Source organism: Stenotrophomonas sepilia, from assembly GCF_003244875.1.
GTDB classification, from domain to species: Bacteria; Pseudomonadota; Gammaproteobacteria; order Xanthomonadales; family Xanthomonadaceae; genus Stenotrophomonas; species Stenotrophomonas sepilia.
The window spans coordinates 1-13,249 of sequence record NZ_LXXZ01000083.1; the positions used below are offsets into that span (position 1 = coordinate 1).

A 13,249-nucleotide genomic window follows, 5' to 3' on the forward strand; every position below is an offset into this window, starting at 1 on the left:
CCAGCACGTGGCTGCAGCGTAAAATTTTTATAAGAACCAGCTCCCGCAACAGGACCCACACCGCCTTCGACAGTTTTCCGCGATCTGTTGGAAATTCTCTTGGGGTCAGATCGATTTTGATGTCTGACAGATGTGTCGACCAAGGTCGACACCTACCAACAGCCGCGACGATCTGTCAGAGGTGGGGCGGTGTCGGAGTGCGGGGTGTCAGCCGCATGGATGCGGCTGCCAAGCCTACAGGGACGTACTTGCGGCGTCCCCGCACTCCGACACCGTCCCGCCACCTCACGGAATGCACGCTGTTGCTGTTGCTTCGGCTGTTGCCGTCGCGTCTGCAGGTGCAGGGCTGCAAGCCCTGCCGAACCCCCTCAAATGTCTGTGGGAGCCAGCCCGTACTGCTCGGCGAAGCGCTTGCTGAAACTGGCCGCAGACCGGTAGCCCGCGCGTGCGGCCACGGTCTTCAGCGGCAGGTCGGTGGTGTAGAGCAACTGCATGCCATGCGCCAGCCGGGCCTCGGTGAGCAGCTGGCGCAGGCTGGTGTCCTCGGCGGCGAGCCGACGGCGCAGGGTCGCGCCGCTCAGCGCGAACAGCGCTTCCACATCACGCGATTGCCAGTCGCGAGCCGGTTCGGCGGCGATGCGGTCGCGGATCTGTTCGCCCAGGCTCGGCGCCTGCGGCAGCAGCAGGTTGCCGTGGCCCTGCCGGCACAGGGTCAGTACCAACGAGGCCAGGGCCAGCCGCGCTTCGCTGTAACGGCCGTCCTGCAGTGATTGCCGCCACTGGCGCAGCACCACGCCATGATCGATCAACGGCAGTCGCGCCATCGCATGACCGGCGGCGGGAAGCTCCCCGCTCCACAGCGTACGTGCGGCCGCCAGCACTTCGGCACACAGCGGCACGATGGCGCTGAGGTAGCGGCCACTGCGTGGGTCGGGGGTGTTGACCACATCGATGCGGCAGCGCTGGGTCAGCAGCAGGATGTCGCCGGGGATGAACTCCAGCGACTGGTGCGCGGTACGCACCTGCTTGCGGCCTTCCAGCAGGATCGCGAACTGCGGTTGTGGAATCTCCACCGAGCTGGCGCCATGTTCGCGCCGAGCGGTGATGCACGCATAACCTTCGGCGCGTGCGCAGCCGGCCAGGCTGGCCATCTCGGCCAGCAGTGCGGTGGCCGGTGGCAGCATGGCGGTCATGACACGTGGGCACCGAACAGGCGACCGACGCCGGCCGCCGCGGCCATCGCCAATGCGCCCCAGAACATCACCCGGATCGCGCCGCGAACCGGCGGTGCGCCGCCGGCCCTGGCCGCCACTGCGCCGGTCAGGCACAGGCCGAGCAGGGTACTGGCCGTGGTCATCAGTGCGACCCTGTCGACCGGTGCGAGCAGGGCGGTCAGCACAGGCAGCACCGCGCCGCAGGTGAACGCACCGGCCGAGGCCAGCGCTGCCTGCAGCGGGCGGGCGCGCAGGGTATCGGTGATGCCCAGTTCGTCGCGGGCGTGGGCACCCAGCGCATCATGGGCGGTGAGCTGTTCGGCCACCTGCCGTGCCAGCGCAGGCTCCAGGCCGCGGTGGCGGTAGATCGAAGCCAGCTCCTCCAGCTCGCTGTGCGGATTTTCGCGCAGCTCGCGCCTTTCCATTGCCAGGTCTGCGTCCTCGGTGTCGGCCTGGGTCTGTACCGAGACGTACTCGCCGGCGGCCATCGACATCGCGCCGGCCACGGTGCCGGCCACGCCGGTGGCGAGGATGGTGGTAGCGGAGGCGCCGCCGGCGGCCACGCCGACCACCAGGCCGGCCACCGAGACGATGCCATCATTGGCGCCCAGCACGGCGGCACGCAGCCAGCCGACGCGCTCGGAGCGGTGCAGTTCGGGGTGTCGTGAATGGCGGCTCATGACGTTGAGTGTACGAGGGTCAAGAGGGCGTCGGTAGGATGCTGAAACCCGTCACCGTCGCATGACGCAACGAGGTGCCACGCTATAGTGCGCCCTTGCGATGGAAGGCCGCGAGCCCCACATCCCCCGCCACCGTCCAGCGAGCCTTCCCCTTGTCGAGCCCCAGCCACGTCGCCGATACCCCCATTACCGACCGCTCGCAGCTGGTGGAGGTGATCGCCTCCGGCGAGAAGCCCCGCGCGCAGTGGCGCATCGGCACCGAGCACGAGAAGTTCGGGTTCCGCCTGGATGACCTGCGACCGCCGACCTTCGAGGGGGAGCGCGGCATCGAAGCACTGCTCAACGGCCTGGTCCGCTTCGGCTGGGAGCCGGTACAGGAGAATGGCTGCACCATCGCCCTGCTGCGCGATGGGGCCTCGGTGACGCTGGAACCGGCCGGCCAGCTGGAGCTGTCAGGTGCGGCGCTGGAGACCATCCACCAGACCTGCGTGGAGACCGGCACCCACCTCAACGAAGTGGCGCAGGTGGCCGGCGAATTGCAGCTGGGCTTCCTCGGCATGGGCTTCCAGCCGAAGTGGAAGCGCGATGAAATGCCGTGGATGCCGAAGGGCCGCTACAAGATCATGCGCGCGTACATGCCCAAGGTCGGTTCGCTGGGCCTGGACATGATGACCCGTACCTGCACGGTGCAGGTGAACCTGGACTACGCCACCGAAGCGGACATGGTGAAGAAGTTCCGCGTGTCCCTGGCGCTGCAGCCGATCGCCACCGCGCTGTTCGCCGATTCGCCGTTCACCGAAGGCAAGCCGAACGGCTACCTGAGCTATCGCTCGCACATCTGGACCGATACCGACGCCGACCGCACCGGCATGCTCGACTTCGTGTTCGAGGATGGATTCGGCTACGAGCGCTATGTCGATTACCTGCTCGACGTGCCGATGTACTTCTCCTATCGCGACGGCACCTACCACGACGCCAGCGGGCAGAGTTTCCGCCACTTCATGCAGGGCAAGCTGCCGGTGCTGCCGGGCGCGTTGCCGACACTGCGCGACTGGTCGGACCACATGACCACCGCGTTTCCGGAAGTGCGCCTGAAGAAGTACCTGGAAATGCGCGGCGCCGATGGTGGCCCGTGGAGCCGCCTGTGTGCGCTGCCGGCGTTCTGGGTGGGCCTGCTGTACGACGACACTGCGCTGGACGCTGCCTGGGACCTGGTGCGTGACTTCACCCTGGCCGAGCGCCATGCGCTGCGTGACGGCGTGCCGAAGCATGCAATGAACCTGCCGTTCCGCAACGGCACGGTGCGCGACCTGGCCCGGGAAGCGGTCAGGATTTCCGTGGAAGGCCTCAAGCGCCGTGCTGCGCGCAATGCCGATGGCCAGGACGAGAGCAAGTTCCTGGACGTACTGCAGGAGATCGTCGAATCCGGCCTGACCCCGGCCGAGCGCAAGCTGGCGCTGTTCCATGGCCGCTGGCATGGTGACGTCGATCCGGTGTTCCGCGAGTTCGCGTACTGACCGTCATGCGGGGTTGCCGGCCAGCGGCCGGCACTACCAGAAGAAAAACCCCGGCATTGCCGGGGTTTTTCATTTCCACATCTGCCTTGGCTCAGGCCGCGTTCTTCAACGTCGCCATGTCGATCACGAAGCGGTAGCGCACATCGTTCTTCGCCATGCGCTCCCAGGCTTCGTTGACGTTCCTGATGTCGATCATCTCCACATCGCTGACGATGCCGTGCTCGGCACAGAAGTCCATCATTTCCTGGGTTTCGGCCATGCCGCCGATCGCCGAGCCGGTCAGGTGCTTGCGGCCGAAGATCACGCTGCCGCCGGTCAACGGCGGGTCCAGTTCGGTCAGCACGCCCACCAGGCACATGGTGGCTTCGCGCTTGAGCAGGCCCATGTACGGATTGGTGTCATGGCTGACCGGGATGGTATTGAGCAGGAAGTCGAAGCTGCCGGCGTGCGCCTTCATCTGCGCCGCATCGCGCGAGACCAGCACCTCATCGGCGCCCAGGCGCTTGGCATCGGCGCCCTTTTCCGGGGTGGTGGTGATCATCACCACGTGCGCACCGAGCGCCTTGGCGAACTTCACGCCCATGTGGCCGAGGCCGCCGAGGCCGATCACGCCGACCTTCTGGCCCGGGCCGACCTTCCAATGGCGCAGCGGCGACCACGTGGTAATGCCGGCGCACAGCAGCGGTGCGGCCGCCTTCAGGTCGAGGGTGTCGGAGACCTTCACCACGAAGCGCTGCTCTACCACCACGTGGTCGGAATAGCCGCCGTAGGTCGGTGCGCCGCTTTCGCGTTCACGGCCGTTGTAGGTCCAGGTCGCGCCCTCGGCGCAGTACTGCTCCAGGTCGTGCTGGCAGGCGTCGCAGTGGCGGCAGGAGTCGACCATGCAACCCACGCCGGCGTGGTCGCCGACCTTGAAGCGGGTGACGTTGCTGCCGACCTCGGTGACGCGGCCGATGATCTCGTGGCCCGGCACCATCGGGTAGATCGAGCCACCCCAGTCATCGCGGGCCTGGTGCAGGTCGGAGTGGCAGATGCCGCTGTAGAGGATCTCGATGCGCACATCGTCGGGACCGACCGCACGGCGTTCGAACTCATAGGGGACCAGCGGAGCAGTATGGGAATGGGCGGCGTAACCACGGGCGAGGGACATGGGGAATCCTTGGCAGGGTTTATCGAAAGGCGCTTTACAATACGCCGCGTTCCCAATGGCAAGAAGCGTGGATATCGGCATGATTCATCAAGTGAAACTGCACAATCATGGCCACTGACAACCTTTCCCACCTGGCCGCGTTCGCGGCGGTTGCCCGCCACCGCAGCTTCCGCCGCGCTGGCGCCGAGCTGGCGCTGTCGACCTCGGCGGTGAGCTATGCGATCCGCGCGCTGGAAGAACGACTGGGCGTGGGCCTGTTCCACCGCACCACGCGCAGCGTGGCCCTGACCGAGGCCGGGCAGCGCCTGCTGGAGCGCTTGCAGCCGGCGCTGGGGCAGGTGCATGACGCGTTGGAAGAAATGAACCACTTCCGCGCCGCCCCGGCCGGCCTGCTGCGCATCAACGCCACCCGCGCGGCGGTGGCGACCCAGCTGCGGCCTCGGCTGGCGCGCTTCCTGCACGCTCATCCCGACGTGCGGGTGGAGCTGACCGAAAATGATGGGCTGGTCGATATCGTCGCCGAGGGCTACGACGCGGGCGTGCGCCTGCACGAGTTCGTGCCCGAGGACATGGTGGCGGTGCCGATGGGGCCACCGCTGCGCGGGCTGATCGTCGGCTCGCCGGATTACCTGCGGCGGCATCCGGCGCCGCTGCATCCGCGCGACCTGGCCGCGCATGAATGCATCCGCTTCCGCTTTGCCAGCGGGCATCTGTACAAGTGGCAGTTCGAGCGCGGTGGGCAGGCGCTGGAAATCGACGTGCCCGGACGGCTGACGCTGAGCGAGCAGGGCACCGTGGTCGGCGCGGTGCTTGATGGCATCGGCCTGGCCTACGTGCTGGAAGACACCGCGCGGCCGTACATCGAATCGGGGCAGATGGTGGCGGTGCTGGAAGACTGGAGCGAACCGTTCGCCGGGTTTGCGCTGTACTACCCGAAGCAACGGCAGATGCCCGGTGCGTTGCGTGCGTTCGTGGATATGTTGCGGGAGTGAGGTGCTGCAGGAGTGCCGACCAACGGTCGGCATCTACCGGATGGCGTCCACCAGGACCAGACCAGTAGATCCGCGCCATGCGTGGATTGGCGCCCGCAATGCAGACGGCAATTCATTCGACCAGCGCGTCGTAGCCTTCGCCACTGAACTGGATCAGGCAGAAGCCGTGCCCGAACGGATCGGCCAGCACGGCGATACGGCCCCAGCGGCGCTCGCGCACCGGTTGCTCGAGCATCGCCCCGGCCGCGACCGCACGCATCAACGCGGCGTCGATGTCCTCCACCACCCAGTCCAGGTGCAGCGGGGTCCAGTGGCGCTCGTAGTCACGCACGTCGCCGTCTTCGGTGGCGGCGCTGCCGGCGTCGTTCTGCAGTAGGTACAGTGGCGTGGGTCCACCGAGCAGTTCCACCGCGCCGGGGCCGAGCCGACGACCGATGCGCAATCCAAACGCGGCCAGGTAGAACGTTTCGGCGGCGGCCAGGTCGGGCACGTCGATGTTGATGATGAAGTTGCGGGCAGTGGCGTTCATGGCAGTGATTTCCTGCATCCGGTGGTTGCAGTCTAGTCCCGCCACCTGTTGCTGCCGGTTCATCTCCTGCGAGGATTCGGGCAAGCTGGGCGACCTCTATCGACAAGGACTTCCATGAGCGCACTCTCTGACATCGAACAGGCCACCGGGCAGGCCTTCCCCCCTTTGTTCAAGCAGTTGCAGACAGCAGGCCGATTGAGCTGGGGCAGTCCGCATCCGGATTGGTCCGAGGTGGTGTTCCCGACGCTGCAGGCGGATCCACCGGTGTTGCTATACGCCCAGGATTACGAGCCGTTGGAACACGACGAGCTGCTGGAGGCGTGGCAGGAGCTGACCGCCGAGGACCACTACAATCCCCTGCGCACAGACCTGCAGCTGCTGCCGTTCGCGCGGACCGGCGGCGGCGACAGCTACTGCTTCTGGAGCAACGCGCCCGATTCTGCCGAGCCGCCCGTCGTGCTCGTGTGGCATGACGATGATCGTGCCGATGTGCTGGCCGCCAACTACCAGGATTTCCTGTTCCGCAAGATGGTCGAAGCCGTTGCCGACTACCAAGCGCCGTATACGCTGCTGTCGCACGGCGAGCTGGCCGGCAATCTGCAGCGCTGGCTGCAGAGCCACCAGTCGTTCCTGCGCGGCGACCAGTTCGCGGCGTTGCAGCGGTTGTTCGCCCGCGTTGACGATATTGAAGAAGGAAACATCAGCGAAGACGACGCACAGGCCATCGTCGCTGATGTGATCGGCTTCGAGCGGTTGGACGAGTCGTTCGCTTACGTGCGCGAGGAGGCCTGAACCCGGTAGGCCGGAGCGCCGCCATCGGTCGTGCTCCAGCTACCTATCATCGAACGACCAGATGGCATGGGCCGGCGGCAGCTGGGCCAGCTCGCGGCGGATGACGTGCATCTAGGACAGTGCGGTGGCTGCATCTGGTTTCTGCAGGCACCCGGCGTAGAGCTGCCAAGCAGCCTATTGCGTCAACCCCTCTGCTTTTTGCATATATACTATCCCCCAGTATAGTTCAGAGGTGGCCTCGCCATGCCGCACTCCCCCGAAGAGAAGAAGAAGGTCCTGGCCCGCGTGCGCCGCATCCGCGGCCAGTGCGATGCGCTGGACCGCGCGCTGGAAGCCGGCGCCGACTGCGGGCCGGTGCTGCAGCAGATCGCCGCCATCCGTGGCGCGGTCAACGGCCTGATGTCCGAGGTGATGGAGGCCCATCTGCGCGAGGAATTCGGCCAGCCCGCCGCCTCCGACGAACAACGCGCCGAACGCGTGCGCGACATGAGCGCGTTGATCCGCTCGTACCTGAAATAACGACGGCGCGACGTCGCGCCGCTCACGCTGTATCCCATTTCCGCCTGATCCTGGAGAAGCCATCATGAAGTCACGTGCCGCCGTCGCCTTTGGTCCCGGCCAGCCGCTGCAGATCGTCGAGATCGACGTCGCCCCGCCGAAGAAGGGCGAAGTGCTGGTGAAGATTACCCACACCGGTGTCTGCCACACCGATGCGTTCACCCTGTCCGGGGATGACCCGGAAGGCCTGTTCCCGGTGGTGCTGGGCCATGAAGGTGCGGGCATCGTGGTGGAAGTGGGCGAGGGCGTGACCAGCGTCAAGCCGGGCGACCACGTGATTCCGCTGTATACCGCCGAGTGTGGCGAATGCCTGTTCTGCAAGAGCGGCAAGACCAACCTGTGCGTGTCGGTGCGCGCCACCCAGGGCAAGGGCGTGATGCCCGATGGTACCAGCCGCTTCAGCTACAACGGCGAGCCGCTGTACCACTACATGGGCTGCTCGACCTTCAGCGAGTACACCGTTGTGGCCGAAGTCTCGCTGGCGAAGATCAATCCGGACGCCAACCCGGAACACGTCTGCCTGCTCGGCTGCGGTGTCACCACCGGCATCGGCGCGGTGCACAACACCGCCAAGGTGCAGGAAGGCGACAGCGTGGCGGTGTTCGGCCTGGGTGGCATCGGCCTGGCGGTGATCCAGGGTGCGCGCCAGGCCAAGGCCGGCCGCATCATCGCGGTGGACACCAATCCGTCCAAGTTCGAACTGGCGCGCGAATTCGGCGCCACCGACTGCATCAACCCGAAGGACTTCGACAAGCCGATCCAGCAGGTCATCGTGGAAATGACCACCTGGGGTGTGGACCACAGCTTCGAGTGCATCGGCAACGTCAACGTGATGCGCGCGGCGCTGGAATGCGCGCACCGTGGCTGGGGCCAGAGCGTGGTGATCGGCGTGGCCGGTGCCGGGCAGGAGATCTCCACCCGCCCGTTCCAGCTGGTAACCGGCCGCAAGTGGATGGGCACTGCCTTCGGTGGCGTGAAGGGCCGCAGCCAGCTGCCGGGCATGGTCGAGGACGCGATGAAGGGCGACATCGAACTGGCCCCGTTCGTTACCCATACCATGGACCTGGACAGGATCAACGACGCCTTCGACCTGATGCATGAAGGCAAGTCGATCCGTTCGGTGGTCCACTACTGAGGCGCGTCATGGGCTGGCTGGATGCCCTTCGCAGGCCGCGTGCGGAAGATCCGCGCGCGGCCCTGGTCGACCCGATCGAGCAGGCGTTGCGTGCGCTAGGCTGGGTCGACGGCGAGGTGGGGCCACCGCGTGCGGTGACTTCGGCCTTCGGCATCGACGATGGCATGCCGTTCGAGCACTGGCTTGCGCAGGTATTCCTGCCGCGCCTGCACGAAGCCCGCGCTGACGGCCAATGGCCACCGCGCAGCGACGTGGCGGTGGCGGCGTACCGCAATCTGGATGGCCAGCCTGGCGTCGAATCGCTTCTGCGCCTGCTGTCGCAGCTGGATGAGTTGATCAACACACGTGACGGCTGACGCCGCCGCGCAGGAGAGCACCATGGAATGCATTGAACACCGCGCCTGTTTCGGCGGCTGGCAGGACGTCTACCGGCACCATTCCACCACGCTGGGCTGCGACATGCAGTTCGCCGTGTACCTGCCGCCGCAGGCGGAAACGCAGAAGCTGCCGGTGCTGTATTGGCTGAGCGGCCTGACCTGCACCGAGCAGAATTTCATCACCAAGGCCGGCGCGCAGCGCTATGCGGCCGAGCACGGTGTGATCATCGTCGCGCCGGATACCAGCCCGCGCGGTGATGACGTGGCCGATGCCGAAGGCTACGACCTGGGCAAGGGGGCAGGCTTCTACCTCAATGCCACCCGTGCTCCGTGGGCGAAGCACTACCGCATGCACGACTACGTGGCGCAGGAACTGCCGGCGCTGATCGAGGCGAACTTCGCGGTGACCGATGCACGCGCGATCAGCGGCCATTCGATGGGCGGCCATGGTGCGCTGGTGATCGCGCTGCGCAACCCGGGGCGCTACCGCAGTGTGTCGGCGTTCTCGCCGATCGTCGCGCCCAGCCACGTACCGTGGGGGCAGAAGGCGTTCACGGCTTATCTGGGCGACAACCCAGCCGACTGGGCGCAGTGGGACGCGTGTGCGTTGCTGGCGACGGCCAGCGAGCGCCTGCCGTTGCTGGTCGACCAGGGCGAGGCGGACGAGTTCCTGCAGACCCAGCTGCAGCCGCAGCGCCTGCAGCAGGCCTGCGGCGCAGCCGGCCATCCGCTGACCCTGCGCCTGCAGCCGGGCTACGACCACAGCTACTATTTCATCGCCAGCTTCATCGGCGAGCACGTCGCCCACCACGCCCGCGCCCTGCACGCCTGAGGGCTTTCCGGTAGTGCCGGCCGCTGGCCGGCAACCTGCCGCCGCGTGATTCCCACGGATGCCGGCCAGCGGCCGGCACGACCCTGGCGATGCACGCGGAGCGTCGTTTCGCCGCAGTGGATCACGCCGCTGTGGCGTGCCGGTCCATCACCCCCACGCGCTCCACGCCTGAGGCCTTTCCGGTAGTGCCGGCCGCTGGCCGGCAACCTGCCGCCGCGTGATTCCCACGGATGCCGGCCAGCGGCCGGCACGACCCTGGCGATGCACGCGGAGCGTCGTTTCGCCGCAGTGGATCACGCCGCTGTGGCGTGCCGGTCCATCACCCCCACGCGCTCCACGCCTGAGGGCTTTCCGGTAGTGCCGGCCGCTGGCCGGCAACCCGCAGCCCTGCAATTCCCTGGGATTGCCGGCCAGCGGCCGGCACTACCATGGTGATGCACGCGGAGTGTCGTTTTGCCGCAGTGGATCACGCCGCTGTGGCGTGCCGGCGCGCTATCGTGCGCTCAGACGGCCTTGCGGATCGGGGGGATGCATGCCGGTAGTGCTGGCGCTGCTGTACGTGCTCTGCCATGGGCTGGCCGTGGCGTTCTGGCCGAGCCCGGCGGGCGTGGGTTCTTTCCTGTTCCTGACCGGCGCACCGCTGCTGGCCGCCGCCGCGTGCCTGCTGCGGGCGCAACGTGACCGCGCCGCTCTGGGCTGGCGTTCTACCGCGATGGCACTGCTGCTGTGGGCCGGTGGCATGACGTTCAACATGGTGGATGCGCTGGGTGCCGGCCGGGCTGACTTCACCCCACGCGTCAGCCTGTTGTTGTACGTGCTGTATGGCGTGCCGCTGGTGTTCATCCTGGCCCGGGCACGCCGCGAGCGCCCGAGCATCAGCCTGATCGACGCGGCGATGGCGGCGCTGCTGGGTGTGCTGTTCTTCGTGCACACCGCATCGTTCGCCGCCCGTGTCGAGGTCGACGCCCATGCCATGTCCAACATGCAGCGCATGTTCGACATCCAGAACCTGTGTATCGCCGCGTTCGCCGTGGTGCGATGGCTGGCCGGCGACGTGCCCGAACGGCGCAGGTTCTTCCGTGCACTGGCGCTGTACGCACTGGCCTATCTGCTGGTGGCCTACTACATCAACCACTACACCTCCGATGATGCATTCGGTGCGTTCAACGACCTGCTGATCGACGTACCTTTTCTGCTGATCGCCTGCATGGCGCTGGACACGGCGCCGGACACAGGCACCACGGCACACCCGCGGCTGGCGAGGACGGTGCAGGCCGCCGGTCCGATCATCCTGCCGTTGCTGCTGCTGGTGGTCGGCACGCTGGTGGTCGATCATGCGCGGCCGTTGGCCGTCGCGGGCTTCGTCGTAGCCACCCTTGGTTTCGGCCTGCGCAGCGTCCTGCTGCAGACCGATCTGCTGGAGCGTCAGGCGGCGCTGGATCAACTGGCGCGGCAGGATGGCCTCACCGGCGTGGCCAATCGCCGCGAGTTCGACGCGCGGCTGACCTCCGAGTGGAATCGCGCGCGGCGCAGCGGCACCGAGCTGGGCCTGCTGCTGGTGGATATCGACCACTTCAAGGCCTTCAACGACCGGCACGGCCATCCGGCCGGTGATCGTTGCCTGCAGGCGGTGGCCGGGGTGCTGAAGGGCGTCGCAGGTCGCGGCAGTGACAGCGTTGCGCGTTATGGCGGTGAAGAATTCGCTGTCATTGTGCCTGGAAGCCCACTGTCGGGCGTGCTGGCGCTGGCCGAGCGCCTGCGCGAAGCGGTCGAAGCGCTGCCATTGCCGGAAGGCCCGGTCAGCATCAGCGTCGGCGTGGGCTACCTGCACCCACCGGCGCTGGCCAGTGCCGACCAGCTGCTGGCCGATGCCGATGCCGGCCTGTATGCCGCAAAGCGTGCCGGCCGCAACCGGGTGGTCCTGCATGCGCGCGTGCTGGATGACGAGGGCAACGCGCACGGCACCATGGACTGTTGAGCGGACCAGCCCATGGCGTGTCGCCCGTCCAGGGACATCGCACTGGGTAGTGCCGGCCGCTGGCCGGCATCACCTCGGTTGCCGGCCAGCGGCCGGCACTACCACGGCGTGGCCTCAACGCACGTCGCGCAGTTCCCAGTGGTGGCCGGCCAGCAGGCGCAGGCGCTGCTTGAACACGTCACTGTCGATACGGGTGGTGGCGACCAGGTTGATGCGCAGGTCCTTCTGCTCGCCGGTCACGGTGGCGTCCGGATCGGTCACGCCCCACTGCGGTTCCACCGCATCCGGGTCGGGTTGCTTGGCTTTCCAGCGCTCGAACAGCGTGCCGCTGCGCAGGGCGTCCTGCAGCTCTTCGGCGAAACCGGCGGCGCCCTGCGAATGGAAGGACAGGTCAGGGTCGTTGCCGCGGGCCTTGGACGGGTCGGGCAGGCTGATGTGGTACTGCGCAGGCATGAAGTTCTCCTTGAAGTGCGGCAAGGCTGGCACAACCGTGGTGGAATCGATGTGCAGATTCCAGCCACGGTCGGCCTTCATTCAAACCGATGTGGCCCATCGGCGAAACCCACCGTGACCGCGCCCTTGCCGACATTGACCATGCCGGTCAGGCTCATCACCGATTCGTACACGGTCACGCCATGGCCGGCGCAGACCTCCTTCATCTGTGCGTAGCCGGGCAGGCTGCGCAGCTCATCCAGCTCACCGCCGTAGCTGACGCATACCGTCGGCGTCATCAGCCCGGCACGCACGCGCTGGCTGACCACCGCGAACAGCTTCTGCACGGCACTGTCGAAGCCCTTGATCTTGGCCACCGGCCCGGTCTGGCCACGGTAGCCGTGCAGCACCGGCTTGATGTCCAGCGCGCTGCCCAGTGCGGCGCTGAGCAGGCCGACGCTGCGGTCACCCTTGTGTCGTGCACGCGCGCGCATGTAGTACAGGTCGCGGGTGATCATGTAGCCGTGCACATTGCCGGCCAGTTCTTCCAGCCGTTCGCGGATCTGCTGCACGCTGGCACCACTGTCACGCAGGCGAACCGCCTCCACTGCGGTCACGGCCTGCGCAGCGAACAGGTTCTGGGTATCGAGCACGCGCAGCGCGAACGGCGAGTTGTAGCCCGCTGCCTGCCGCACCGGCTTGTAATCGTTGAGGATGGCGAAGCTGGCCTGCAGCGCATTGTCGTGGATCGGGCTGCGGGTCTTGGTGATGGTCATGCAGAACACGTGGTCGTAATCGATCACCAGCTGCTGCAGGAACAGGTCGCGGATCTGGTTGACACTGAAGGGGATGGTCTCCGCCTCGGCACCGTGCTCGGCCACGTGTGCATGCAGGAAACTCAGCGTGGCCTGCTCATCGCGATGATCGGCCAGAACCGCTTCACCGATTCGTACGGTGATCGGCAGCAGCACGATGTTGTGCTCGGCAATGAAGTCCTGCGGCAGGTCGCAGGCCGAGTCGACGACGATTCCGATGCGCATCCGCGGCTCCCCCTCCAGGGCGG

The 13,249-nt window shown here is 66.9% G+C and carries 14 protein-coding genes; 8 read left to right on the plus strand and 6 right to left on the minus strand.

The annotated features are described in order from the left end of the window. Positions 1-368: 368 nt before the first annotated feature. Both A7X97_RS16815 and A7X97_RS16820 read right to left on the minus strand, forming a co-directional pair. Positions 369-1,193: a helix-turn-helix transcriptional regulator gene (locus A7X97_RS16815; protein WP_061479605.1), complete on the minus strand. Its 825-nt coding sequence runs from the start codon at positions 1,191-1,193 to the stop codon at positions 369-371. After that, positions 1,190-1,894 carry a VIT1/CCC1 transporter family protein gene (locus A7X97_RS16820; RefSeq protein ID WP_072167623.1) on the minus strand — a complete coding sequence of 235 codons (705 nt, stop codon included), beginning with the start codon at positions 1,892-1,894 and terminating at the stop codon, positions 1,190-1,192. Before A7X97_RS16820 ends, A7X97_RS16815 begins: the two co-directional genes overlap by 4 nt. Before the next feature lie 152 nt (positions 1,895-2,046). Between A7X97_RS16820 and A7X97_RS16825 the strand changes: the two genes are divergently transcribed. Continuing rightward, complete coding sequence (locus A7X97_RS16825; protein ID WP_072167622.1) at positions 2,047-3,411, plus strand: glutamate--cysteine ligase; 1,365 nt, start codon at positions 2,047-2,049, stop codon at positions 3,409-3,411. 91 nt (positions 3,412-3,502) lie between these two features. On the opposite strand, the gene A7X97_RS16830 is transcribed toward A7X97_RS16825, so the two are convergent. Further along, positions 3,503-4,561: an NAD(P)-dependent alcohol dehydrogenase gene (locus A7X97_RS16830; protein ID WP_061479602.1), complete on the minus strand. Its 1,059-nt coding sequence runs from the start codon at positions 4,559-4,561 to the stop codon at positions 3,503-3,505. Between the two features lie 107 nt (positions 4,562-4,668). Here A7X97_RS16830 and A7X97_RS16835 point away from each other — a divergent pair, with 107 nt between their 5' ends. Continuing rightward, entirely contained in the window at positions 4,669-5,553 is an 885-nt protein-coding gene (locus A7X97_RS16835) for a LysR family transcriptional regulator (protein WP_061479601.1), read from the plus strand. A 112-nt stretch (positions 5,554-5,665) separates the two neighbouring features. On the opposite strand, the gene A7X97_RS16840 is transcribed toward A7X97_RS16835, so the two are convergent. Further along, positions 5,666-6,082 (minus strand): VOC family protein, encoded by a 417-nt coding sequence (locus A7X97_RS16840; RefSeq protein WP_088497890.1) that lies wholly within the window; start codon positions 6,080-6,082, stop codon positions 5,666-5,668. 114 nt (positions 6,083-6,196) lie between these two features. On the opposite strand from A7X97_RS16840, the gene A7X97_RS16845 reads away from it, so the two are divergent. The 6 genes from A7X97_RS16845 to A7X97_RS16870 all read left to right on the plus strand — a co-directional run bounded on the left by A7X97_RS16845 (position 6,197) and on the right by A7X97_RS16870 (position 11,754). After that, on the plus strand, positions 6,197-6,874 hold the full coding sequence (locus A7X97_RS16845) for an SMI1/KNR4 family protein (protein ID WP_111008225.1): 678 nt from the start codon (positions 6,197-6,199) through the stop codon (positions 6,872-6,874). A gap of 243 nt (positions 6,875-7,117) precedes the next feature. Beyond that, positions 7,118-7,393: a formaldehyde-responsive transcriptional repressor FrmR gene (gene frmR / locus A7X97_RS16850; protein WP_005411009.1), complete on the plus strand. Its 276-nt coding sequence runs from the start codon at positions 7,118-7,120 to the stop codon at positions 7,391-7,393. A 64-nt stretch (positions 7,394-7,457) separates the two neighbouring features. Continuing rightward, positions 7,458-8,567 carry an S-(hydroxymethyl)glutathione dehydrogenase/class III alcohol dehydrogenase gene (locus A7X97_RS16855; RefSeq protein WP_061479597.1) on the plus strand — a complete coding sequence of 370 codons (1,110 nt, stop codon included), beginning with the start codon at positions 7,458-7,460 and terminating at the stop codon, positions 8,565-8,567. Positions 8,568-8,575: 8 nt separating this feature from the next. Then, entirely contained in the window at positions 8,576-8,923 is a 348-nt protein-coding gene (locus A7X97_RS16860; protein WP_111008226.1) for a YqcC family protein, read from the plus strand. A gap of 22 nt (positions 8,924-8,945) precedes the next feature. After that, positions 8,946-9,776, plus strand: a complete 831-nt coding sequence (fghA, locus tag A7X97_RS16865) for an S-formylglutathione hydrolase (RefSeq protein WP_111008227.1) — start codon at positions 8,946-8,948, stop codon at positions 9,774-9,776. Between the two features lie 532 nt (positions 9,777-10,308). Then, a complete protein-coding gene (locus A7X97_RS16870; RefSeq protein ID WP_111008228.1) occupies positions 10,309-11,754 on the plus strand; it encodes a GGDEF domain-containing protein in 1,446 nt (481 codons plus the stop codon). A gap of 114 nt (positions 11,755-11,868) precedes the next feature. On the opposite strand, the gene A7X97_RS16875 is transcribed toward A7X97_RS16870, so the two are convergent. Both A7X97_RS16875 and A7X97_RS16880 read right to left on the minus strand, forming a co-directional pair. Continuing rightward, complete coding sequence (locus tag A7X97_RS16875; protein ID WP_006469105.1) at positions 11,869-12,207, minus strand: hypothetical protein; 339 nt, start codon at positions 12,205-12,207, stop codon at positions 11,869-11,871. Positions 12,208-12,284: 77 nt separating this feature from the next. After that, positions 12,285-13,226: a DegV family protein gene (locus tag A7X97_RS16880; RefSeq protein WP_053501128.1), complete on the minus strand. Its 942-nt coding sequence runs from the start codon at positions 13,224-13,226 to the stop codon at positions 12,285-12,287. Positions 13,227-13,249 lie beyond the last annotated feature (23 nt).

Coding starts and splice junctions, on each gene's coding strand:
- A7X97_RS16815 (WP_061479605.1), bottom strand. CDS start 1,193: ATGACCGCCATGCTGCCACCGGCCACCGCACTGCTGGCCGAGATGGCC.
- A7X97_RS16820 (WP_072167623.1), bottom strand. CDS start 1,894: ATGAGCCGCCATTCACGACACCCCGAACTGCACCGCTCCGAGCGCGTC.
- A7X97_RS16830 (WP_061479602.1), bottom strand. CDS start 4,561: ATGTCCCTCGCCCGTGGTTACGCCGCCCATTCCCATACTGCTCCGCTG.
- A7X97_RS16835 (WP_061479601.1), top strand. CDS start 4,669: ATGGCCACTGACAACCTTTCCCACCTGGCCGCGTTCGCGGCGGTTGCC.
- A7X97_RS16840 (WP_088497890.1), bottom strand. CDS start 6,082: ATGAACGCCACTGCCCGCAACTTCATCATCAACATCGACGTGCCCGAC.
- A7X97_RS16845 (WP_111008225.1), top strand. CDS start 6,197: ATGAGCGCACTCTCTGACATCGAACAGGCCACCGGGCAGGCCTTCCCC.
- frmR (WP_005411009.1), top strand. CDS start 7,118: ATGCCGCACTCCCCCGAAGAGAAGAAGAAGGTCCTGGCCCGCGTGCGC.
- A7X97_RS16855 (WP_061479597.1), top strand. CDS start 7,458: ATGAAGTCACGTGCCGCCGTCGCCTTTGGTCCCGGCCAGCCGCTGCAG.
- A7X97_RS16860 (WP_111008226.1), top strand. CDS start 8,576: ATGGGCTGGCTGGATGCCCTTCGCAGGCCGCGTGCGGAAGATCCGCGC.
- fghA (WP_111008227.1), top strand. CDS start 8,946: ATGGAATGCATTGAACACCGCGCCTGTTTCGGCGGCTGGCAGGACGTC.
- A7X97_RS16870 (WP_111008228.1), top strand. CDS start 10,309: ATGCCGGTAGTGCTGGCGCTGCTGTACGTGCTCTGCCATGGGCTGGCC.
- A7X97_RS16875 (WP_006469105.1), bottom strand. CDS start 12,207: ATGCCTGCGCAGTACCACATCAGCCTGCCCGACCCGTCCAAGGCCCGC.
- A7X97_RS16880 (WP_053501128.1), bottom strand. CDS start 13,226: ATGCGCATCGGAATCGTCGTCGACTCGGCCTGCGACCTGCCGCAGGAC.